Consider the following 23,048-nt stretch of genomic DNA (forward strand, 5'->3'; position numbering starts at 1 on the left):
ACATAATCACTCAGCTCTATTCCTCAATCACCAATGCATCGCACTTCGAAGCACAGATAAAGTCGTTCTTATGCAGACCTTTAATAGAATGGCTCCACCACGTGATGGTCACTTTGCCCCACTCCAGCAAGATAGATGGGTGATGGAATTCATCTTCTGCAAGCTCAGCTATCTTGTTGCTAAACGCCCACGCTTGTTTGAAGTTCTTAAACTTATAGACCTTCTCAAGTTGAGGAATCTCATCTCTTTCAATGATCTGCCAATCAGACAATTGCAGCAGCAAAGACTGTTGTTCCTCTTTACTAAGTGCAATGGCATCGATACTACAAGCTTCGCATTTTTGTTCATTCAACATGAGCAGGTTCCTTTGGTTCAAAAAGTGGTGGAAGCAATCCGGCTTCAATCGCTAGATCGGCTTGTTTCAATAAATTCAGTTGGCTAATTTGGAAAAGCTGGGCCAAATCTTCAATCACGTAATATTTCGGCTGCATGATATCGATGCGATAAGGGGTTCTTAGCACAGTTTGCAGGTCAAACTCGTCTCTAATCGCGATGTCGCTTTCCAATGAATAGATGGTTTCTCCCGGAGATGAAAGGATGCCGCCACCGTAGATCTTGGTTTTGTTACCCTCTTGAACCAAGCCGAACTCGACTGTAAACCAATATAGACGTGCAAGGTACCCTCGCTGCTTCGGTGTCGCAGCTTGTCCAAGTTGTCCGTAGTGCTCGGTAAAGGCGGCAAAATCAGGGTTGGTGAGCATGGCGCAATGACCAAAAATCTCATGGAAGAAATCTGGCTCTTGTAGGTAATCAAATTCTTCTCGCGTTCTCAAGAATGTCGCAACAGGGAAGCGTTTATTGCCAAGCAAATTGAAGAAACGATCAAAGTCGATCAACGCAGGGACTGGCTCCACTTGCCAGCCCGTTGTTTCCATCAAGACACGATTGATTTCGGGCAGTTGTGGCACGCGGTCATGAGGTAAATCGAGTAGCTTGAGTCCATGCAGATAAGCGCTACATGCACGGTCTTGAATCACGCTCATTTGTCTTGTTACCAAGTCGCGCCAAATGGCATCCTCTTCATGGCTCCATTCTACCCTTCCATCCTGATCGACGGGTTTTGAATGATACTGAGTCATTGCACATCTCCGTTAACAAATCCTTTACATTAAGCCTATCTACACTCTTTTGTCCTTCCAATCCCCTGACCATTTTCCACTCAAAATTCAGGTGTAACATTTTCTTTACATTAACACCTAACGCATTGATATACATAAGGAGCCAGTTTCTCCAACGAGTTTGACTTTATTTCTGGTTCACCTCAGACTAAAAACGTTAAAACTTTGTTATAGAGGGAGCTATGCGCGAGAGCAACAAAGTCTGGCAGCCGACGGAAGATCGAATCGAGCAAGCCAATATCACGCAGTTTATCGAGCACATTAATCGGCAGGGTTTCGAGCTCAAAAACTACTCTGATTTGCACCAATGGTCTTTGGAGCATAATGAGTATTTCTGGAAAGAGGTTTGGCAGTTTTGCGACCTAATTGGCACGCAAGGCGATACCGTTAAAGCGCAAGGTGAAAGCCGTTGGCAATCACCAATGCAAAATCGAGATGCCGTGTGGTTCCCTCAAGCTCAAGTTAACTATGCGGAAAACCTGCTCAGTTTGGCAGAGCAACAAGCGGATGAGCTGGCGATTTGGTTTGAAAACGAGCACGGTGACAAACAGATTTACACATGGAAACAGCTTTGTGATGAGGTCTCGAGCGTTCAGCAATGGTTAGTCGAATGTGGCATCAAGCAAGGTGATGTGGTTGCAGGTTATTTACCACATATGCCACAAACCGTTATTGCAATGCTAGCCACCACCAGCTTAGGCGCGACTTGGACGTCCACCTCCCCTGATTTTGGCGTAGAAAGCGTTATTGAGCGCTTCGGGCAAGTGAAGCCAAAGGTTCTCTTTACCTGCGATGGTTATACCTTTAATGGAAAAACCTTCGATATGTCGGAGAAGAACCACCACATCGCGGATCATCTCGATGGACTGAAACAAGTGTGCCAGATCGGTTACCTCAAACCGCATGTGTTCGAATGCGATGTTTGTACTCACGATTGGCAAAACATCATTAATCAGTATTCCCCAGCTCCGTTGCATTACACTCGCGTGGAATTCAATAGCCCGCTGTTTGTGCTTTATTCCTCTGGCACGACGGGCAAGCCTAAGTGCATCGTGCATTCTGTTGGCGGTACGATTCTTAATCATCTTAAAGAACATCAACTTCATTCAGATATTCAGCCTAAAGACCGCGTCTTTTACTACACAACTTGTGGTTGGATGATGTGGAACTGGCACGTATCTGCTCTAGCAAGTGGCGCGTGCTTGGTGATTTTCGATGGTAGCCCGGTTTACCCAGCACCTTACGTATTATGGGATTTAGCCCAGCGAGCAGAAGTAAGTCTCTTTGGTACTGCCGCCAAGTATCTAGAAGCGATAGAAAAAGCCGGATTGTCACCTATCAAAGATTACTCACTCCCAGCTTTGAGAACCTTGTGCTCTACGGGCTCAGTGCTTTATCCAGAGCAGTTTGACTACGTGTATCAACGAATCAAGCAAGATTTGCACTTGGCTTCTATTTCAGGCGGAACAGACATCTGTGGCTGCTTTGTATTAGGCAACCCTATCTCGCCTGTTTATCGTGGTGAGTGCCAGTACGCTGGCTTGGGGATTGATGTTCAAGTGTTTGACTCGCAAGGTCAAAGCGTGAGTGAACAACGCGGTGAGCTCGTCTGTGTCAATTCCATGCCTAACTTCCCTGTCGGCTTTTGGAACGATACAGGGGAGCGCTACCACAACGCTTACTGGGACAAGTTCGATGATATCTGGCATCACGGTGATGATGTCGAGCGCAGCACCAAAGGTGGATTCGTTTTTTACGGTCGTAGCGATGCATTGTTGAATCCAGGAGGCGTGCGTATCGGCACTGCGGAGATTTATCAGCAAGTAAACGCTATTGAAGGTATCGTCGATTCTATCGCTGTAGGTAAAGAGGTCGATCGCAATGAGCAAATCTGGCTGTTTGTGCAGACCGTTTCTGGTGTCACGTTAGATGACGGATTAGTATCAGAGATTAAGTCGCGTCTCAAAACGTCCTGCTCGCCAAGGCACGTGCCAAACCAAATATTCGCTATCAGCGATATTCCTAAAACGCGCTCAGGAAAGTTGGTAGAACTTGCAGTCAAACAAGTCATAAATGGTAAGGAAGTCGAGAACTTAGGTGCGATTGCGAACCCGGACGTTTTAGAAGAAATTCGACAATTCACCTTTGTCTAGCGAATCAAATAAAACAAAAAAGCGAGCTAAACAGCTCGCTTTTCTTATGTTCTTTGTCGGAGATTAACGGCGACCTACACCCATTAATACTGACATTGTGTGACCGTCTGATGTGATTTCGAAGACCTTCTTCGTTTCTACCTCAGTAAAGCCGGCTTTGATAAGTGCGTTTTCTGATTTCGCGAGCGTGAAGCCTTCTTTTGATGAATCTGCGATCCAGTCAAAATGCACGAAGTGACCACCAGCGTTAAGTAACGAGTGAGCAATCTCTAGAGACGTTTCGTAATCTTCGATGAACGCCAGCACTGAAGAAGCAACAACTAGGTCAAACTGACCACGGAATGCTGGGTGCTGAGCGACTAGACCACGCGTCAATGCGTCAACAACCGGTTCTACATTCTCTAGCTCTTTCTTATCAAGCTCTTCAATCATGGCTTCAGATGCATCCAGCGCCACAATCTCTTTTGCGGATGGCGACAATAGTTGGCTTAACTGCCCTGTCCCACATCCAAAATCCAATACTTTAATGCCATCAAGCTGAGTAAGCTGTTGTAACTGTGCAAACACCGACTGAGCAAATTGATCTGTTGCTGGGTTAGATTCCCAATTCTTTGCTAAGCCGTCCCAATCTTGTGCCATCGTGGCCTCCATGTTCACTTCTTGTAACCCCCATAGATTACCGCAAAAACGCCAAAACACCATAGACTTATCTGGCGAATCCGTGTTTTTTTCGATAATCTTTCTAAGCGTCAGTACGCTCATTCATCTACGTTGTCGATTCTCATCTTTTTAGTTTAGGTCTTTTTTAATCATGAACTTAACTCAAGTCGAAGCTTTTTGTACCATCGCCGAATATGGCTCCGTATCGGAGGCTGCGCGTCAACTCGATTGCAACCGCACCAAACTCAGTATGGCAATTAAAGCGCTTGAGAAAGACTTAGACGTCGAGCTATTCACTCGCACAGGCAATCAACTAACGCTCTCGGAAGCGGGGAAAGCCATCTTCAAAGACTGCGAAAACCTGCTCGTAACCACACAACGAATCAAAAAGACCTGCGCTCAAGTTTCTGACGGCTTCAACGCTGAGGTCTGGGTGGCACGTGATGACTCGCTGCCAGACGAACTTTGGCAAGAGCTCTCGCATACTCTGAACAATCGCTTCCCTTCCACCACATTCAACCTGATTCTCGCTTCCAGTGGTGACTTAGCTAATTTGGTCAGTACTCAACAGGTCGATTTTGCATTTGGTGTTGATTACGAGCGCGTGGATGACCCACACATCGTTTACAATCCACTTGGTAAAATTCGTATGATGTCGGTCTGTAGCTTCGATCACCAACTCAGCAAAATGCGTCGCGTCACCGATGAAGATTTGCGTAACCAGATGCAAGCTTTGATGGTGTATTTGAATGAGAAAGACAACCCCGAGCTACAACCCTTTTCTACTCGATACATTGGCTTCTCCAGTTTTGACTACATGCTGAACACTATTTTAGAAGAAGATGCATGGGGCGTATTACCAGAGCCATTGATCCGACATTACTTGAGACATCAGAAACTTGCGGTGATCAAACACACCTATGGTTTGACGCAAGAAGACTACTGTATGTTCGTACCAAATGGACAAACAGAGCACCCTGCAATGAGTTGGTTGGCCGATAAGTTAAGCGAGTATTTATTCGACTTCTAAACATATTGCAGTGAGCGTCAATTATATTGACAGTAAAATTCAACATTAAGTCATTGAAAATAAGGGCATAATTCAAAATCAACATTTTATCGTTTAAATGTCACACAGTTTTCATTTGCTTAAATTTGCCCTAAGGAGAAGAATGTAAGGGTGTAATAATTTAAGGCATCTTTTATGTGTGACAGGACAAGCAAAAACGAAAACCGTATCCTAACCTTCTCAGCCCTTTTAGCATCTGGGTTTGCAATTGGAGGGATGGTACTTGGCTTGCTTGTTGGGTCGATCGTCATCGTTTTTGACGGTGTTTATTCTCTAGTCAGTCTGCTGTTAACTTTATTGTCACTGGCAGCTTCTTACTACATCAGCAAGCCATCAAAATCTATTTTTCCTTTCGGCAAAGCTGTACTTGAACCTATCGTTATCGCTATTAAAGCCGCTGTTATTTTAGTGGTGGTTTCTTTCTCATTATTTTCAGCGGTAACCGCGTTGATGACAGGCGGTCGTGAAGTAGACGCTTCCATCGCAACCATCTTCGGTGTCGTTAACGTGATTGGTTGTGGTTACGCTTGGTGGTTTATGGCGAAGAAAAGTCGTCGTTTCTCATCAGGTTTGATCGAAGCCGAGAAAAAACAATGGCAAATGGATACGTTGTTAAGCGTGGCAGTAACGGTTGGTTTTATCGCTGCATGGTTGGTATCACTAACACCATACGCACACTACGCGGTCTATGCAGACCCTATGATGATGGTCTTGATGGGCTTCTACTTCCTTAAAGTACCATTTGATATGCTAGTTGGTGCCCTACGCGAACTGTTAATGATGACACCAAGCAAAGAGTTGTGTCAGAGCGTTGGTAAAGACGTTCTTGAGATTGAAAAAGTGACTGAGCACCAATTGAAACTGGCTGGCGTAACTAAAGTTGGTCAAGAACTGCGAGTAAATGTGGACGTGCATGTGGATGACGACACGCTAGAGCTTGATACGCTAGAACACACTCGTAAGCAACTTACTAAGCGACTATCGAAGCACAGATTCAAGCTTCAACTGAACTTGAACGTCGCTTATTAGAGCGCCACCAAACAATCATTAGAACTCAAAAGAAAAGCTCCCAATCTCGGGAGCTTTTTTCTTGCTTTGATTTGAACCTGAAAGACACTCAAGCGTGCTCTACATATTTCTATACCAGCGTTCATCCCGCCGCTTCGCGCTTCTCTTTGGTGACCAGCCAACACATCAGCGAACCAACCGTTACCATTACGACTCCTTGCCAGAAGCTGTGGCTTAGAGTGACGCCTAGAATAAGAGAGGAAAACAGAGCAGAAAAAATCGGCGTAAAGTAAGACAAGGTTGCGAGAAACACCATATTGCCGCCCACAATCGCGATGTTCCACAATCCGTAACCACCCGCCATTAAAGCTGCAGAAGCCACTAAGTACCCCATCGCTTGCCAGCTGAATGCCATTGGCGGCTCATCAGTAAAGGCGTATTTAATCCACAAAGAGATGGCTGTCGCGATAAAAAACAAAGTAATCGCGTTGTGCTTCGATTGTTGTCTTTGAGTCAGATTGCAATACATAGCCCAGATGACTGCGCCTGCAAATGCCATGAAGTAAACAATCGGATTGCTACTGATGTTCGCCACTAACTGCGTCGGTGATAAACCGCTATCACCACTGACCGTCCACGCGACACCAATGAATGCCAACATAACTGCTGGGTACAGTAACCAGTTCGGCTTTTTGTTACTGCCCAATACCGCAAACAAAACGGTTAGTGCCGGCCATAGATAATTGACGATCGAGACTTCAATCGCCTGAGAACGAGAATTGGAGTAGCCCAATGCCAGCGCGAGGAAGATCTCGTAGCAAACAAACATCGCTCCACCCAGAACTAAATACTTGGGTGAGAAATACGACAGTTTTGGGATGCCAACCACAATCAACAGAAAAATGGAGCTCAGAGAATACAGCATGGCTGATCCACCCACGGATCCCAAACTTTCTGTCACCAATCTTGCGATGCCTAGCAAACAGCTCCAAGAGAGAATGGCGATACAACCATAAAGGGTGAAACGAAACTGATAGGATTGCATGTTATCTATGTGACCTACTGCTCATGAATGCCAAAGGAAACTGCAGCTTAACTCAAAAATGATCCGCTTCAACGTACTCTTTTTCCAAAATCGGTATAAAAACCACTCTATTAAGCGGTTGGAGTCGATATGAAACATTTTCTGCCTTCGAGTGTCATGCTGACACCGTTTGTTGTGCGCTACTATGAAGAAGACGACGAGAGTGAAAACGTTGAAACACATTCGGAAACGCATGGTCTAGATAGTGAAGAACAATCTAAGGAACGTTCAGAGTAAAGGAATCCAATCATGAAAAAAGTCGCAGTCATTTTAAGTGGTTCAGGCGTTTACGACGGTTCTGAGATCCACGAAGCAGTATTGGCGCTCTACGCCATCGAGAAGGCAGGTGCAACTTGGCACTGCTTTGCACCTAACATTGACCAACTCCACGTCATCAACCACCTAACTGGTGACGAAATGGATGAAACACGCAACGTCTTGATCGAATCAGCTCGTATCGCTCGCGGAAACATTGACGATGTCGCCAAACTTAACGTTGATGAATACGATGCCCTACTACTTCCAGGTGGATTTGGTGCCGCGAAAAACTTAACCGACTTCGCCGTTTCGGGTGCGGAGTGTTCGATTAATACTCACGTTGCCCAAGCGTGTCGTGCATTCGCTCAAGCGGGCAAACCTGCAGGTTATTTATGCATCGCACCAACTATTATCCCTATGATTTACGATCAAGGTGTAAAAGGCACAATTGGTAACGATGAAGCCACTGCAGCAGCATTCGGTCATATGGGGGGGGAGCACGTCAATTGTCAGGTGGATGAAATCCATTTCGATGAAAAACACAACGTACTTTCAACACCAGCTTATATGTTAGCGGAGAATATCTCCCAAGCCGCGTCAGGCATTGAAAAACTAGTAGATAAGTTAGTTAAAATCGCCTAAATAGAAAACGTTTGCTTAAAACACACCATTCCAATCCCCATTGATAGACTACATATTAATGGGGATTTTTTATACTTTAGTCTAATTGAGAGATAAACCGTACGAAACTTGTTATTTTTACCAATCGTTTGCGTAATAAATAAATCATTTCCTATCTGTTGCTTTAATGTTGCACCAACAGGGTGTGCAACAAGATCCATTTCACACTTTAACTCTTAACACTACTACTTAGGGGGTAAAATTGCGCTAGATCAAATAGGAAACTTCGTCAGGTATGCAAGAGTAAATGACAGATTAAGAAAGATTATTAAAAATAACGACGGAGCAATGTTATATGACAAGTGCATTTTTTATCCCTACTGTAAACCTAATGGGCGCTGGTTGTTTGAAAGACGCAGCAGACAGCATCCAATCTCAAGGCTTTAAAAAAGGTTTGATTGTTACGGATAAGATTCTTAACCAAATCGGTGTAGTAAAGCAGGTTCAAGATCTACTAACAGAACGCGACGTAGCAACTGTTGTGTTCGATGGCACTCAACCAAACCCTACTATCAGCAACGTTAACGACGGCTTAGCACTTCTTACTGATAACGAGTGTGACTTCGTTATCTCTCTAGGCGGCGGTTCACCACACGACTGTGCGAAAGGTATCGCGCTTGTTGCTTCTAACGGCGGCAAAATCGCAGATTACGAAGGCGTAGACCAATCTGCAAAACCAATGATGCCACTTATCGCAATCAACACGACTGCGGGTACTGCATCTGAAATGACGCGTTTCTGCATCATCACTGACGAAGAGCGTCACATTAAGATGGCTATCGTTGATAAGCACACAACACCGCTTATCTCTGTAAATGATCCAGAGCTAATGCTAGCTAAACCTGCTTCGCTAACTGCGGCAACAGGTATGGATGCCCTAACTCACGCGATTGAAGCTTACGTATCTATCGCGGCAACACCTATCACTGATGCGGTAGCAATCAAAGCGATTGAGCTTATCCAAGCGTACCTACGTACAGCAGTGAAAAACGGTGAAGATCTAGAAGCTCGTGAACAAATGGCATACGCACAGTTCATGGCGGGTATGGCGTTCAACAACGCGTCTCTAGGTTACGTACACGCAATGGCACACCAACTTGGTGGTTTCTACGACCTTCCACACGGTGTTTGTAACGCGATTCTTCTACCTCACGTACAGCGCTACAACGCGCAAGTATGTCCTGAGCGTCTACGTGATGTAGCAAAAGCAATGGGTGTAAACGTAGAAGGCATGTCTGCTGAAGCAGGTGCAGCGGCAGCAATCGACGCTATCGTTACTCTAGCGAAAGATGTGGGTATCCCAGCAGGTATCAAAGAGCTTGGTGCGAAACTAGAAGACATCCCAACACTAGCAGACAACGCACTGAAAGACGCTTGTGGTTTCACTAACCCTAAACAAGCAACTCACGAAGAAATCTCTAAGATCTTCGAAGAAGCGATGTAATCTCGCTACATAAACAATTCTCTAGCCTTAATTCAATCCCCGATCTCGTATCGGGGATTTTTTACATTCTTATACAATCCATGCTCTGCAAAACGTTCTCTTTTAGTGTTAGCTTTTAAGCATTAATACGATTCATATTGGAAGGAACCATGAGAACGATTGCTGCTGCCCTACTCGCTTGTTTATCCTTTTCTGCCAACGCTGCCGAATACCGCGCTAACGAAGTGGCGAATGGATTTCAGATCCCTTGGGGGATCGAGTTCTTAGATAGCCAACGCGTAATCGTCAATGAAAAGAACGGTACGGTTTCGTTGCTGGATATCACCACAGGCAAACCTCAAAAGCTGTTTAACGTTCCCGATGTGAATACCAGTGGGCAAGCTGGCTTATTGGATGTCGCGCTCGCACCGAATGCCGATACGCAAAATCCGCAACTCTTCTTTACCTACAGCAAGCGCACGAGCAAAGGCAATACGGTGGCGTTAGCGACAGCGCAATTGCAAAACAATCAGCTTGTGGGCTGGAAAGATCTCTTTGTTGCTGATGCCATCACCGACACAGGGCGTCACTACGGCAGTCGAATTTCATTTATTGACGACAAAGTTTACTTCTCAATCGGTGACCGTGGCGAACGTGATAATGGGCAAGACACTCAAACCCATGCTGGCAGTATTCTGCGCCTTAACCTTGATGGTTCGGTTCCACAAGACAACCCATTTAAACCTTCCGAAGCTCGTCCTGAGATATGGAGTTACGGGCACCGCAACCCACAAGGCATGTTTTACGACGAAGCAACAAAACAGCTGTGGTCGATTGAACATGGACCACGCGGCGGCGATGAAATTAATCTAATCAAGAGAGGCGCGAACTACGGCTGGGCAAAAGTCTCTCATGGTAAAGAATATTGGGGACCGTTGGACGTTGGTGAAGCTAAGTCGTTACCGGGAATGGAAGATCCAAAGTTGGTATACATCCCTTCTATCGCACCCAGCAATATGATTTTGTACCGTGGCGATAAATACCCAGAGTTGGACGGAAAAATCCTCGCCGGTGCATTGAAACTGGCGCACATCAACGTGGTTTCTATTGAGAATGGCAAGCTCACCGAATCAAAAAGATTGATGGAGAATCTTGGTGAGCGAGTAAGAGATATAACCATCAGCCCCGATGGCTATATCTATTTTTCTACCGACAGCGGCAAAATCTTTCGTCTTGAGGAGAAATAGTTTTCTCTGACGAGCTAGTCAAAAAAGCTAGCTCTTTAAGCTCACTGCTACCGTTTCATTGTCAAAATCGAGCGTCATGGTCGAGCCCAATGGAACGGTGAGCATTGGGTGGGTATGACAGCTATCAAAGTCATACAAAATCGACAGTTGTTGACCGTTAAGTACTTCTAATAACACGTCTATAGGTGCTCGTCCTGTGCCTTTATCGTTGAACTTTTCATGCTTACCGAGCACAACCGCACCAACTTTATCAAACACGCCAGAAAGCTTGAGCAGCGCAAAAGAGCGTTCGACCGTTTCAATGCCCTGCAAACAATCTTCCACCAGCAAAATATCGCCTTGTTCGATACTCGGCATAAACTCACTTGCCCAGATACCCGTCATGGTATTGAGGTTGCCTCCAATCAAACGCCCTGTGATCTTGCCTTCACCTTTGAAGTGCCACTGGTTTTGCAAGGTTTGCTTTGCGCGGTCTTGTTCGCCCCACTCTATCCATTCATCTGTCCACCCTTGAGGCATTGCGTATTGATGCTCCAAGCCACCTAATGTATTCACTATCGATTCGAACGAAGCGAAGGTCTCGTCCACCAATGGCGGGAATTCACCCAGAGATGCCACCAAAGCAGGACCATAGAAAGTGACGATGCCAGTTTGTGCGTAAATGCCCATAAGCAAAGCTGTCACATCCGAATAGCCAACAATGATCTTAGGATCTTTCTTCAATGCCTCGTAATCAATGTAAGGCAGCAAAGAGTTACTGTTGTAACCGCCAATGGTCGACATAATACAGCGCACTTCAGGATCGCGAATCAACGCATTCAATTCTTCTACTCGCTCTTGAATCGAACCCGAGCGATATTGGTCAGTTTTGCCCGTTAAGCTGCCTGCTTTTAGCTGGTAACCATGAGATTCCACGTACGCTTTAGCACGCTCAAAACGCGCTGGCGCAAATACCGTGGCTGGGGAGGATGGCGAGAAAAAGCCGATGGTGTCGCCTTTTTGTAATGGTTTAGGAATAATCATGCGCGTCCTTGTTTTGTGATACATGGTTGATTTATTTTCGTACAATCTAAGCAGAAGAATCTAAACTTAACAATAACCTTTTGTTTTTTAAAACGATAGTTCGGTTAAGTTGTACGAGGTCATTATGATTCCATTCCCTTTACAGCTCGATAAAATTAAAGCCGTGGTGTTTGATTTAGACAACACCTTGGTGAGTTCTGATATGAACTTCGGCGAATTGCGACAACAGCTAGGTTGTCCGCAGAGTGAAGATCTATTGGATTTTGTCGACGCACTTGAGCATCCTCATCATCGAGAGCACGCTCATAACGTGATATTTGATTACGAGATTTCTGATGCTGAGCAGTCTGCTCCAATGATTGGCTGCCATGAATTGCTCGCCCACTTGCATCAAAATGAAATCAAAACCGCTATCGTGACACGCAACTGCCAAATCGCCACGCAGCGCAAACTAGAGCACAACCAAATCTCTGTGGAGCGAGTCATCACTCGTGAATGCTTCCCGCCCAAGCCAGATCCATTGTCTTTGCAGGTGTTGGCGAAAGAGTGGCGTTTGATGCCGGATGAAGTGCTTTATGTCGGCGATTACCTTTACGACTTGCAGGCAGCGTATAACGCTCAGATGCCCTCTTGCCTTGTTCATCACGGTAATCAAGAAACCTTCAATGATTCAGCCTCGTTGGCGCTTAATGAACTCAGTGATTTATTGAGCCATTTCGAATCCTTACCACGTAAATAAAGCACACATATAAAATACGCAAACAAAAAAAGGGGCACCAACGTGCCCCTTATGACTTATTCCCGATTGTTTCATGCGTTCCCAAGGACTACTTGGGTGATACGCTGCTTAGCCTTGTAGGTAAGCGTTAAGCATCCACATTAATTTTTCTTGCTCACGGATGTAGTCACCCATCAATGCCGCTGTACCTTCGTCATCTGCTTCACCCGCGTTTTGTAGAATCTCACGCTGTTTTAGAAGTAGAACGCTAAAGCCTTGAACCAGACCTTGTACACACTCCTCACCAGAAGTCGCGTTTTGATGTTCTTTAATTTCACTTGCTTCCAAGTAGTTGCTGAATGCGTGCGCTGGCGTATGACCCAAAGTTAGAATACGCTCTGCAAGCTCATCGATTTTTGTTTGTAGATCCGTGTAGATCTCTTCAAATTTTACGTGCAGTTCGAAGAATTGCGCACCTTTAATGTTCCAGTGGTAACCGCGAGAGTTCATGTACAACACTTGGTAATGCGCTAGCAGTTGATTTAACTGTTGAGCTAGTTGTGCTGATTGTTCGCTGTCTAGACCAATTAGGCTTACTTGTTTGTTCATAATCTTGCTCCTAGAAGGATGATACCAATCGTAGTAACGAACGATTCTCTTACTGAGATTGGTATAAAGTTTAAAAATTCTTTTGCAGTATTTGCTGCCGATGGAGTCATATTACGACTCCGGCTCGGTGAAGAGAATTTGGTTTTAGCTATGATTTAAATAGCCAAATCCAATGAGCAAGTAGACGAATATCGGCGTATTATCCAACAAAAAGCCCCAACCCTTTTTGTGTAAAAAGGATTGGGCTTTTTTACTATTTGGTTAACGTTCAAAAGTAGATGAACAGACGTAAACCTTATCTACGCCGTTTTAAAAGTTGCCATCTGTTGATTCAGCTCGGTAACTTGCTCTTTTACTTGCAATGATGTCTCTGATGCACGTTGGCTGTTATTCGAAACCTCATCCACTGATTGAGTAATACCGGACATCAATCCAGTGATCGAGTCGGTCGCATGAGATTGCTGCTCTGCCGCTGCCGCAAGTTCTGCCATTTGTTCATTCAAAGAACCAATTTTTTCAGTAGTGACGAGCAAACGAGTTACCGCTTTTTCAATGTGCTCAGCGCCCTGCTCCGCAAGTGATTGACTGTGTTCAATCTCCTCAACCACCGAATTGGTCGAGCGTTGAATCGCATTAATGATGCCGTTGATTTCTGTCGTCGATTGAGTAGTGCGCGTCGCTAACATGCGTACTTCGTCCGCCACAACCGCAAAGCCTCGTCCTTGGTCACCCGCACGCGCCGCTTCTATCGCGGCATTCAGTGCCAGTAAGTTAGTTTGTTCTGCCAAACCTTCAATTACTTCCGTCACTCGACCAATGGCTTCGCTCTCTTTGCTTAACTGCGTCACTTGCGTACTCGCGGTTTCAATGCTGCCATGCAAGCTTTCCATGGTGACTTTGTTTTGCTCTAAAGCATCGCGACCTTGTTCAATCTCGCCTTTTGAATCAGAAAGCTTCTGCACCGATTGATTGGCTTGATCTAGAGTGTTACGCGCGGCTAAAGCGATTTCATCCAATTGGCTTCCCATTTCAACAATGCTGGTTTGTTGCTGTTCTACATTCGATGAGGTGACTTGCGCCGATTCCAACAAAGCCCCCATGCTGGTATCCACTTGATGCGCTTTCTCGCTCACCCCTGCCACGATGCTCGCTAACGATTGGTTCATGCGGTTAATCGAATCGGTTAGGTCTGCCAATTCATCTTTCCCAACAACAGTCAGCGGGGGCTGAGAAACGTCCCCTGAAGCGATCGTCTTTGCTCGCTCCGATAAGTTTTTCACTCGACGACCAATGGTATTGCCCATATATTTTGAAATCGCTACTGCGGCAAACAAAACCAATGCCGCTGCAATCAACATAGTGGTGAGTACGTTCTTGATCGACTGATTGATACCCTGTCCGCTTTTATCAGCACGACTTTGCTGAGCCAACACGATCGTTTCTAAACTTTGGTCTAGGGCATCCGCTGCTGGCAACAGTTCATTCGCCATTAACAAGTTTGATTCGTTCCACTCTGGCGATTGACGCAATGCAATTACCTGCTCTGCTAAAGGAAAGTACAGTTGCTGCATTTCCTTAAACAGTGACCACAGTGATTGGTCGTTATCAGTCAGTCTGTCGAGTTTACTGTCAATTTCCGCCACAGACTGATTGTGGTATTTAATCAAGTCGTGGTATTTGTCCAGATGATCTTGCTGCCCGTATAACAGGAAATCTCGCAAAGCAGACAGTGCATTGGCGAGGGAGGTATAGCTGTCGGCATAGACTTTAAACAGACGCTTTCTGTCTCCACCAAATGGATTTCCCGACTCTTCATTGATTAAGCTTTGAAGCTGGTCAAGTGCCACTTCTGCAATGGGTGCCGCTTCGTTAATAAAGAGGTTGTGCGCGGGTAAGTTCTCGTCACTGTGGCTAAGTTCAATCAGCTTGTTCAAAGAGACTTTGACCGCATCCCACTGGCTTTGAATCGCTTGAAAATCCTGTTCAGAGATCAAAGCCTGCAACGTTGGAAGCGACTCGTCTGTAGATGCCATGATATTGCGCACGTCCTCACTCAGACGTGCGCTCGCTTCTTCATCGCCACCTAGCAACATGTAGGCTCGAATAGAAGACAGCGACGCTTGAACGGACTGTTGGATACCGCGACTGGTGTCGACGGTCGGTAAATCGGATTTAAGTAATGAAGAGGCGTATTGCTCTACGGTGGTGACGTTGCAATACGTGAATACCGCTGATGCCATAAAAAGTACGGCTAGCAGCACAAAACTGAGCTGCAACTTCCCTGATATCGTAAGGTTCATCCATAAACTCCTGACAACGATGAGCCTTAAATATAACGATGTTTACAAAAATGTTAAATACGGGTATCAAAAGTTACTAAGAAAACCATGTAAACCACTATTTCAAGCCAAGAAATGGGACTTATTCGAAGTATGGTATGCGCTCACTACGTAAAATCAGATAATTAATGTAAGTGGTTTCTAAGCAGTCTTGCTCCCACAACGAGAGAATCCGCTTGGTGGCGAAGTAGTAATCTTTATTACGCAGTAGCACGCCCACCGTACGGCTGAGCTGCTCAAAGCGCTGTTGCTCATTAGCAGAAATGTAATTATCTTCATTCTGAATGATGGGCGCCAATCCATCGGCAAACCAATTGTTCAGAATTTCACGCATCTCTAGTTCTGACTCCGGCACATCGATACTCGACAACTCACGATGCTGTGGTGGTGGCACTATGTACTTCGATGCTTTTGGCGAACTAACATAACGGTACATGTCGCTCCTCCTTGTAAATGACTCTTATACCCAAGTGACTTCAAGATGCAGGATTCAGAGCGTTGTCATTGGTTCGGGGTCAAGGAAAACAACGCAGCGTAATAGTCAGCTCTTTCCAAGTTGTTTGACACAGCCATTGATTCAATAAAGAAGCGAGTCAATGACACGCTCCCGAAGGGCGAGCTGTCTTGGTTTGTATACTTTGTTGTCGATTCTTGATTTAGACCCACTAGACCTTTAAATCGCCGCCGCGTCTACAAACCAAGCCATTCTCGCTGAACCTAACATCTCGAGGTTACTTGGGTATAAACTAACTAAGAATACTTTTTTCAATTTCCAAGTTTTTTCTACAGCTCATAGAAAGAAATCCGACAAAAAACCATGCAAAGTAAGCTCTGCATGGCTTTGGTTTGGGCAGCAATGACACTGCCCTAGTCTAGGACTGGTTACATTGAGCTTTGATCGAAATCGTTGCCTTGGTCAGTACCCGTTTGAGTATCCGAGTCGAAGCTGCCAGAGTCATCCGTGAAGTCAACACCTTGATCTTGACCTCCCGCACTTGTCCAGTCACTGCCGCCAGATTCCATACCCGCCATATCTGGTTGCTGATCTTGAGCAGAACCTTGCATGGTGTATTGATCATCGACTTCAACTTCAACTGTGCCACTCGCACCTTCTACTGCGCTGCCCAATTCGTCATAACCTTGGAATTGGATTTCGCTCGTACCTTCGTAACCCTCTGGTAGTTCAACCGATACTGGTTGGTTCAGGTTGCCACTTAATGTGAAGCTGCCATCGCCATTATCCAGTGCGTTGCTTACCGATGCGCCATCAGGTAGACCGGACATTTCTGCATAATCCACCGATTCGTTACCGCTGACCTCATCTGGAACCGAGATAGAAATGGTATCGCCTGGTGCTGCAGTCACATCAGCTGCGCTCTCCTCTTCACTGTCTGCACCGTTTGCTGCTTGCTCTTCAGGCTGCTGCGCTTCGCCGACTTGCTGCTCTGATGATGCTTGAGCAGTTTGGATTTGTGGCTTGTCGCTTTGCGCTGAATCGTCCGCAACTTGGATGCTCAGATTCTGAGTCGATACTTCACCGTTGTCGTTGACCTGAACATCCATAGCCAAATTGCCATCGAAGTCATCGTTCGGCCAGTACGTCCACTCTTCATCACCTGATTTCGCGAAAAAACCAGCATCGTTTGCATCGGCGACATCCAACACTTCTGCTGAAGGGCTAATGCCAAGCTCATCAGTCAACTGTGCTTCCGTGAGTGTTAGTGAACCATCATCAGCCAGTGCGTAGCCTTCGCTGGTTGTGGTTTCACCTTCACCTTGGATGTCGACATTAAAGAAGCTCTCAATGCGGTTTTCACCGTCAGTTGCAATGAAGCCAACTTGAACATCTCCGGTGTAGCCTTCTGCTGGTGTGAATTGGTAGTTACCTTGGTTATCGGTCTCTATCACACCTTGACCTTCCATTAGGCTCACTGACTCAATGCTCAAGCTGTCGCCTTCTGCATCGCTCAAGGTCGATAGCATGTCATCATTGGTGAACGACAAGGTGCCATCCACAGCCATTTCTGTGGTAGAAATGCTGTCGATTTCTGGAGAAGCATTATCTTGTGGTGCGTCTTCTTTCACGACCACACCCGTTTGCTCATCATGAAGCACACCGTCTTTATCAATCACATAAGCGATATCCGCTTCACCCGTAAAGCCTGGTGCTGGATTGAATGTCCATGTGCCATCACCGTTATCGACAATCTCACCTTGGCTGCGATCAGCTAGGTGAACGAATTTCACTTCATCACCCGCATCAGCATCTACGTTCTCTGCCAATCCGATTAGGTCATCAGCGGTTAGGATAACGGGTTCACCCGCTAGGGTTTCGAAGTCACCTGAATCGATGCCATCTTCGAACTCTTCTGGCTCGTCACCGTAATCCACCGTTGTTGCGGTCACGGTTACGAAGAACTCGCCATTAAAGTCAGCCGGAGGCGTCATTTGCAGGTCTGAGATATCCCACTCGTTCAAGTCGATGTATTGACCCGGTTCCGTGATGGTAATGGTGTTCACACCATCCGTAACTTCGAAGCCAACAGGGAAACCAGTCATCACTAGGTTACTTAGCGTTTCTGAATCGTCGATTAGACCGACATTCAAGCCTAGGTGACCCGTTTCGTCCTCACCGAACACTAACGGACCATCATGGTCGGTTGTGATGACTGCGCCATCCGCAACAGGGCGAACAAACACTGGCACATCAAGTACTGTTTCAAACTCACCATCACTTACCACAACTTGCAAGTCAGAAACCCCTGCAAAATCGCCAGTCGGTCTGAATGTCCAAGTACCATCACCGTTTTCTGTTACCTCACCACCATCTTCACCTTCTGCGGTGATAATGCGTGATACGACTAGGTTTTCAGTATCGATGTCGCCGAACAAGTTCATCAGGTCGCCAGCGTCGAAGGTGAATGCGCCACCCTCGTCGGTTGCCATAAAGGCATTACCCACATTGAATGGAGCATCGTTGACTGGAATAACATCCACATTCAACGAGCCTTCAACCACTTCTTCACCATCCGTCGCGGTGTAGCCCAGTTCCACCAAACCATTGAAGTCTTGAGTGGTTACCAAGTGGTACATACCATCTGGCTGCTGAGTTAATGTCGCGTTTGCAGGAGCACGAACCGTGATGCTTTCTACGCTGATTTCGTCACCATCAAGATCCGTAACTTGATCAGCGATGTAAGCTGGGTCAATCACCATGACCACATCTTCTTCGCCTTGCATCTGGATGGTTGGCGCTTCCGGTGCATCGTTAACCGCTTCGATGTTTAGATTGCCTTCAACCGGCGTAACTAAATCACCATCGCTGACGCCGAACGACATTGGCACATCACCATTGAAGTTTTCAGCCGGAGTGAATGACCAAGTACCATCACCGTTGTCTAGCAAGTCACCGTATTGCTCATCAATCACTAAGTCGACAGCAGACAGTTCGTCGTAGGTGTTGTCGATGTCTGTCGCGTTAGCAAGCAACATGTCCTGCGTGATAAGAATGGTGGTATCTTCGGTGCCAGCAATATTCACTGGCGTTGATTGCGGCGCATCGTTAATTGGGTTCACCGTTAGGTCGACGCCCACTTCCACGCTCGCACCATCGTTATCAATCAAGTCGAAGCTTAGGTCGATATCGCCATTGAAGTTCGCATCAGGCGTAATCGTAAAGCTACCATCTTGGTTCTCAACAACGGTTGCATTGGCTACCGCGGTTAAGTTCACCGCTTCTAGATTATCGCTGTCTACGTCACCCGCTTGAGCCAGTAACTGCTCTTGACTCAATGTGATTGAACCGTCTTCATCGACGCTGTAAGCCAAGTCGCCAGATACCGGAGCATCGTTGACTGGCAATACATCAATGTTCGCGTTGGTTGTCGCAGTTGCACCGTCTTCATCAGCGACGACTACGTCTAGGCTTATGCCACCGTTGAAGTTTTCATTTGGTGCGAAGCTGTAAGTGCCATCGTCATTCGCCGTTAGAATGCCGTCGCTACCACTGTAAGAGACGCTTTCTAGGCTCACGTCACCTTCCACATCGCTTGATTGCGCAAGCAGTTGCTCTTCCGTGAAGATAATGACTTCGTCTTCATTGACAGAGTAACTTGTCGCACCTGCGATTGGTGGATCGTTCACCTCAAGTACTGTGATACCCGCAGTGGTTGAGTCTGTCGCACCCTCTTCATCGACAACCACAACGTCTAGGCTGACCTCGCCATTGAAGTTCTCGTTTGGAGAGAAGGTGTACGTACCATCACCATTGTCTTGGAACACACCAGCGTTACCACTGTAAGTCACACTACTGATGTCTACATCGCCTTCAATATCAGACGAATTAGCCAGTAGTTGCTCGTCACTGATGGTGATCGAGTTGTCTTCATGTACTGTGTAAGACGTGCTGCCTGCCACCGGTGGATCGTTCTCTGGCGTCACACTCACATCAATGTTGGCAGAGGTTGTATCCGTACCGTCTGACACATCGAACGTAAAGTTCACGTCGCCATTGAAGTTCTCATTCGGTGCGAAGCTGTAAGTGCCATCACCATTATCGGTTAGGACACCATCGGCACCTGTGTAAGTCACGCCTTCAACTGTTAGGTTGTCACCTTCTACATCCGTCGCGCCTGTTAACAGGTCAGCATCGGTGAAGGTAAGAAGACCGTCCTCACCCACAGTGAACGCTTGATCTTGTGGCTCTGGTGCGTCATTGACTGGTGTTACCGTTAGATCGAGACCAGCAGCAACCACTTCTTCGCCATCCGTGACATCGTAACTAAACTCAATGTCACCGTAGAAGTTCTCGCTCGGAGTAATGGTGAAACTGCCATCCTCGTTCATTTCAACCGTTGCATTTTCATCATTGGTGCTTAAGTTGATTGCGCTCAGATCGTCACCATCGATATCAACGGCATGCTCAAGTAACTGTTCTTGAGTCAGCGTGATGCTGTTGTCTTCGGAAGTGACTGCAGTGATATCACCCGTCACTTCTGGTGCATCATTGGTTGGCGAGATATGAATTGTCACATCTTGCGTCGCTGTCGCCGTGGTTCCGGTATCCACATCTGTAGAGATTGCGTTCACGGTTAACGTCATGTCGCCATTGAAGTCCGCAGACGGGATAAACTCTAGCCCTTCTAGCTCGCCTGGTTGTAGTGACCAAGTGCCGTCGCCATTATCAACACCTGCTGATAGTGAGCTGCCTTCTGGCACATCTTCAATCAAGATAGAGAGGTTTTCTGAACCATCGGTATCGGTTAACGCAGCATCGATATCAAGCGGCACTGGCGTATCTTCGGTACCAATGATTTGGTAATCCGCGTCCGCTACCGTGATTTCGATGTTGTCGATACCAAACGATTCATCCCAAACGTCTTGATTCAAGGTTGAACCGAAGCCAAGTTGCAATTCACCATCCTCGACAGGAACCGTCAGGTTGATTTGGTGAGCTTGGTCATTCCAACCACTGAAACCTTCGCCTTGTGAAGAGCCGTGGACAACTTCACCTACTTCGTTACCGTTAGAGTCGTAAAGCGTTGTCGTACCATCTTGAGTACGGAACGCTGAGTTCTCTAACGTCGTTAGCTGTTCTCCACCGACAAAGATTTGGAACGACTCGCCATCCCATGAATCGATTTCGTAGAAGCTAAACGAGATATTCACTTCATTAACATCGCTTGGGATATCGTAGGTTTTGCTGACCGCTTCATCACCGCCAGTGCCACCAATACGACCCAACATATCGCCCGTTTCGAACCCTTGTGAGCTCTCAGTGTTCGCGTTCCAACCGTTCGAGCCAGACTCGAAGTTGTCTGAAGCAATCACCAAGTCCGAAGCAATCGAAAGCTCTGGCATATCAACCACAGATTGAACGTCAATGTTCGCTTCAGCAGGAACCGTTGCAGTGCCATCGTTGACATCAAACGTCACGTTCACGTTGCCATCGAAGTTTTCATTCGGTGCGAAGGTGTACGTGCCATCACCGTTATCAACCAAGGTACCACTGTCAGAAGCAACGTTTTCTACGGTTAGGTTATCACCATCGATATCACCTGCATTTTGCAGCAGTTGCTCTTCAGTGAAGGTGAAGCTGGTGTCTTCTTGCGTAACAAACTGTGGCTGACCAACCGTTGGTAAGTCGTTCACTGGGTTCACAGTCAGATCGGCAGTCGTTTGAATGGTCGCATCACCGTCCGTAATGTCGAAGCTCAGATCAATGTCACCATTGAAGTCTGCATCAGGCGTAATGGTGAAGCTACCATCGTCGTTCGCAACAACGGTCGCATTGCCGTCAACAGTCAGGTTGGATGCAGTTAGGTCATCACCATCCACGTCGCCGGCTTGAGCAAGAAGTTGCTCTTGGCTGAGAGTGATAGAACCATCTTCATCCACGCTGTAAGCCAAATCACCTGATACCGGAGCATCGTTGACTGGCAATACATCAATGTTTGCATTGGTTGCTACCGTTGCACCATCTTCATCGGTCACGACAACATCTAGGCTGACATCACCGTTGAAGTTTTCGTTTGGTGCGAAGCTGAATGTACCGTCGCCGTTATCGGTAAAGATACCGTCGGAGCCGCTGTAACTTACGCTATCAATCGCGACGTCACCTTCAACATCAGAAGCATTCGCCAATAGCTGCTCAGAGCTAATGGTGATGACCTCGTCTTCGTTCACTGAGTAGCTAGTTGCGCCGGCAATTGGTGGATCGTTCACCTCAAGTACCGTAATACCTGCGGTGGTTGAATCCGTCGCACCGTCTTCATCTACCACGACAACATCTAGGCTCACTTCACCATTGAAGTTCTCGTTTGGCGAGAAGGTGTAAGTACCATCGCCATTGTCTTGGAACACGCCATCTGCGCCGCTGTAGCTGACGCTGTCGATTGCTACTTCGCCTTCGACGTCAGATGAGTTAGCCAATAGTTGTTCGTTACTGATGGTGATCGAATTGTCTTCATGCACCGTGTAAGACGTGCTGCCTGCCACCGGTGGATCGTTCTCTGGCGTCACGCTTACGTCAATATTTGCGGTCACGGTATCCGTGCCGTCAGAGACATCGAAGGTAAAGTTTACGTCGCCATTGAAGTTCTCGTTTGGCGCGAAGCTGTAAGTGCCGTCACCGTTGTCGGTTAGGACACCATCTGCGCCAGTGTAGCTCACACCTTCAACCGATAGATTATCGCCATCGATATCCGTTGCGCCATCAAGCAGATCTTCATCAGTGAACAACAAGACGCCATCTTCACCAATGGTGAACGTTTGATCTTCTGGCTGTGGTAGGTCGTTAACTGGATTAACCGTCAGGTCAGCTGTTGCAACGATAGTGTCGGTGCCATCGTTGATGTCGAACGTGATGTCAATGTCGCCATTGAAGTTCGCGTCAGGCGTAATGGTAAAGCTGCCATCATCGTTTGCCGTGACCGTTGCATCACCGTCAACCACTAGGTTAGATGCGGTTAGCGCGTCCCCTTCTACATCCGATGCTTGAACAAGAAGCTGCTCTTGGCTAAGCGTAATTGAATTGTCTTCATCGACACTGTAAGCCAAGTTGCCCGATACTGGAGCATCATTGATTGGCAGAACATCAA

General features: G+C 46.6%; 17 protein-coding genes. 8 read left to right on the top strand and 9 right to left on the bottom strand.

Annotated features, from left to right (window positions below):
• Positions 1-16: 16 nt before the first annotated feature.
• On the bottom strand, positions 17-355 hold the full coding sequence (locus MHO32_RS13370; protein ID WP_009704713.1) for a 4a-hydroxytetrahydrobiopterin dehydratase: 339 nt from the start codon (positions 353-355) through the stop codon (positions 17-19).
• Entirely contained in the window at positions 345-1,139 is a 795-nt protein-coding gene (phhA, locus tag MHO32_RS13375; RefSeq protein WP_239212434.1) for a phenylalanine 4-monooxygenase, read from the bottom strand. The genes MHO32_RS13370 and phhA overlap by 11 nt, the downstream gene beginning before the upstream one ends.
• 221 nt (positions 1,140-1,360) lie before the next feature.
• Here phhA and MHO32_RS13380 point away from each other — a divergent pair, with 221 nt between their 5' ends.
• Positions 1,361-3,331 (top strand): acetoacetate--CoA ligase, encoded by a 1,971-nt coding sequence (locus MHO32_RS13380; protein ID WP_239212435.1) that lies wholly within the window; start codon positions 1,361-1,363, stop codon positions 3,329-3,331.
• 63 nt (positions 3,332-3,394) lie between these two features.
• Here the strand turns inward: MHO32_RS13380 and MHO32_RS13385 are convergent, their stop codons facing one another.
• Positions 3,395-4,093 carry a class I SAM-dependent DNA methyltransferase gene (locus tag MHO32_RS13385; protein WP_239212436.1) on the bottom strand — a complete coding sequence of 233 codons (699 nt, stop codon included), beginning with the start codon at positions 4,091-4,093 and terminating at the stop codon, positions 3,395-3,397.
• 49 nt (positions 4,094-4,142) lie between these two features.
• Here MHO32_RS13385 and MHO32_RS13390 point away from each other — a divergent pair, with 49 nt between their 5' ends.
• Together MHO32_RS13390 and MHO32_RS13395 are read left to right on the top strand one after the other, a co-directional pair.
• The gene (locus MHO32_RS13390; RefSeq protein ID WP_239212437.1) at positions 4,143-5,021 is read left to right on the top strand and encodes a LysR family transcriptional regulator; all 879 of its coding nucleotides are present in this window, start codon (positions 4,143-4,145) and stop codon (positions 5,019-5,021) included.
• 174 nt (positions 5,022-5,195) lie between these two features.
• Entirely contained in the window at positions 5,196-6,089 is an 894-nt protein-coding gene (locus MHO32_RS13395; RefSeq protein ID WP_050938438.1) for a cation diffusion facilitator family transporter, read from the top strand.
• 121 nt (positions 6,090-6,210) lie between these two features.
• Here the strand turns inward: MHO32_RS13395 and yddG are convergent, their stop codons facing one another.
• A complete protein-coding gene (gene yddG, locus MHO32_RS13400) occupies positions 6,211-7,113 on the bottom strand; it encodes an aromatic amino acid DMT transporter YddG (protein ID WP_239212438.1) in 903 nt (300 codons plus the stop codon).
• 129 nt (positions 7,114-7,242) lie between these two features.
• On the opposite strand from yddG, the gene MHO32_RS13405 reads away from it, so the two are divergent.
• The 4 genes from MHO32_RS13405 to MHO32_RS13420 all read left to right on the top strand — a co-directional run bounded on the left by MHO32_RS13405 (position 7,243) and on the right by MHO32_RS13420 (position 10,761).
• The gene (locus tag MHO32_RS13405) at positions 7,243-7,389 is read left to right on the top strand and encodes a hypothetical protein (protein WP_005453721.1); all 147 of its coding nucleotides are present in this window, start codon (positions 7,243-7,245) and stop codon (positions 7,387-7,389) included.
• A 12-nt stretch (positions 7,390-7,401) separates the two neighbouring features.
• On the top strand, positions 7,402-8,052 hold the full coding sequence (elbB, locus tag MHO32_RS13410) for an isoprenoid biosynthesis glyoxalase ElbB (RefSeq protein WP_005442612.1): 651 nt from the start codon (positions 7,402-7,404) through the stop codon (positions 8,050-8,052).
• 334 nt (positions 8,053-8,386) lie between these two features.
• A complete protein-coding gene (gene yiaY / locus MHO32_RS13415) occupies positions 8,387-9,535 on the top strand; it encodes an L-threonine dehydrogenase (RefSeq protein ID WP_005442614.1) in 1,149 nt (382 codons plus the stop codon).
• Positions 9,536-9,684: 149 nt separating this feature from the next.
• Positions 9,685-10,761: a PQQ-dependent sugar dehydrogenase gene (locus MHO32_RS13420; protein WP_239212439.1), complete on the top strand. Its 1,077-nt coding sequence runs from the start codon at positions 9,685-9,687 to the stop codon at positions 10,759-10,761.
• Between the two features lie 27 nt (positions 10,762-10,788).
• Here the strand turns inward: MHO32_RS13420 and MHO32_RS13425 are convergent, their stop codons facing one another.
• A complete protein-coding gene (locus MHO32_RS13425) occupies positions 10,789-11,784 on the bottom strand; it encodes a S66 family peptidase (RefSeq protein WP_239212440.1) in 996 nt (331 codons plus the stop codon).
• A gap of 124 nt (positions 11,785-11,908) precedes the next feature.
• Between MHO32_RS13425 and MHO32_RS13430 the strand changes: the two genes are divergently transcribed.
• Positions 11,909-12,523: an HAD family hydrolase gene (locus MHO32_RS13430; protein ID WP_005442617.1), complete on the top strand. Its 615-nt coding sequence runs from the start codon at positions 11,909-11,911 to the stop codon at positions 12,521-12,523.
• Between the two features lie 108 nt (positions 12,524-12,631).
• On the opposite strand, the gene MHO32_RS13435 is transcribed toward MHO32_RS13430, so the two are convergent.
• The 4 genes from MHO32_RS13435 to MHO32_RS13450 form a co-directional block, all read right to left on the bottom strand.
• On the bottom strand, positions 12,632-13,111 hold the full coding sequence (locus MHO32_RS13435) for a Dps family protein (protein ID WP_005388254.1): 480 nt from the start codon (positions 13,109-13,111) through the stop codon (positions 12,632-12,634).
• A 299-nt stretch (positions 13,112-13,410) separates the two neighbouring features.
• Complete coding sequence (locus tag MHO32_RS13440; protein ID WP_239212441.1) at positions 13,411-15,411, bottom strand: HAMP domain-containing methyl-accepting chemotaxis protein; 2,001 nt, start codon at positions 15,409-15,411, stop codon at positions 13,411-13,413.
• A 121-nt stretch (positions 15,412-15,532) separates the two neighbouring features.
• Entirely contained in the window at positions 15,533-15,886 is a 354-nt protein-coding gene (locus tag MHO32_RS13445) for a hypothetical protein (protein ID WP_047515489.1), read from the bottom strand.
• A 446-nt stretch (positions 15,887-16,332) separates the two neighbouring features.
• Positions 16,333-23,048, bottom strand: a 6,716-nt coding sequence (locus MHO32_RS13450; RefSeq protein ID WP_239212442.1) for a tandem-95 repeat protein, incomplete at its 5' end; no start/stop codon positions are given.

It is taken from the genome of Vibrio sp. MMH1-50, from assembly GCF_022347645.1.
Lineage (GTDB): Bacteria > Pseudomonadota > Gammaproteobacteria > Enterobacterales > Vibrionaceae > Vibrio > Vibrio harveyi.

What these genes read in the sequence shown, in the direction of transcription:
- MHO32_RS13370 (WP_009704713.1), bottom strand. Translation starts at nt 355, where the DNA reads ATGTTGAATGAACAAAAATGCGAAGCTTGTAGTATCGATGCCATTGCA.
- phhA (WP_239212434.1), bottom strand. Translation starts at nt 1,139, where the DNA reads ATGACTCAGTATCATTCAAAACCCGTCGATCAGGATGGAAGGGTAGAA.
- MHO32_RS13380 (WP_239212435.1), top strand. Translation starts at nt 1,361, where the DNA reads ATGCGCGAGAGCAACAAAGTCTGGCAGCCGACGGAAGATCGAATCGAG.
- MHO32_RS13385 (WP_239212436.1), bottom strand. Translation starts at nt 4,093, where the DNA reads ATGAGCGTACTGACGCTTAGAAAGATTATCGAAAAAAACACGGATTCG.
- MHO32_RS13390 (WP_239212437.1), top strand. Translation starts at nt 4,143, where the DNA reads ATGAACTTAACTCAAGTCGAAGCTTTTTGTACCATCGCCGAATATGGC.
- MHO32_RS13395 (WP_050938438.1), top strand. Translation starts at nt 5,196, where the DNA reads ATGTGTGACAGGACAAGCAAAAACGAAAACCGTATCCTAACCTTCTCA.
- yddG (WP_239212438.1), bottom strand. Translation starts at nt 7,113, where the DNA reads ATGCAATCCTATCAGTTTCGTTTCACCCTTTATGGTTGTATCGCCATT.
- MHO32_RS13405 (WP_005453721.1), top strand. Translation starts at nt 7,243, where the DNA reads ATGAAACATTTTCTGCCTTCGAGTGTCATGCTGACACCGTTTGTTGTG.
- elbB (WP_005442612.1), top strand. Translation starts at nt 7,402, where the DNA reads ATGAAAAAAGTCGCAGTCATTTTAAGTGGTTCAGGCGTTTACGACGGT.
- yiaY (WP_005442614.1), top strand. Translation starts at nt 8,387, where the DNA reads ATGACAAGTGCATTTTTTATCCCTACTGTAAACCTAATGGGCGCTGGT.
- MHO32_RS13420 (WP_239212439.1), top strand. Translation starts at nt 9,685, where the DNA reads ATGAGAACGATTGCTGCTGCCCTACTCGCTTGTTTATCCTTTTCTGCC.
- MHO32_RS13425 (WP_239212440.1), bottom strand. Translation starts at nt 11,784, where the DNA reads ATGATTATTCCTAAACCATTACAAAAAGGCGACACCATCGGCTTTTTC.
- MHO32_RS13430 (WP_005442617.1), top strand. Translation starts at nt 11,909, where the DNA reads ATGATTCCATTCCCTTTACAGCTCGATAAAATTAAAGCCGTGGTGTTT.
- MHO32_RS13435 (WP_005388254.1), bottom strand. Translation starts at nt 13,111, where the DNA reads ATGAACAAACAAGTAAGCCTAATTGGTCTAGACAGCGAACAATCAGCA.
- MHO32_RS13440 (WP_239212441.1), bottom strand. Translation starts at nt 15,411, where the DNA reads ATGAACCTTACGATATCAGGGAAGTTGCAGCTCAGTTTTGTGCTGCTA.
- MHO32_RS13445 (WP_047515489.1), bottom strand. Translation starts at nt 15,886, where the DNA reads ATGTACCGTTATGTTAGTTCGCCAAAAGCATCGAAGTACATAGTGCCA.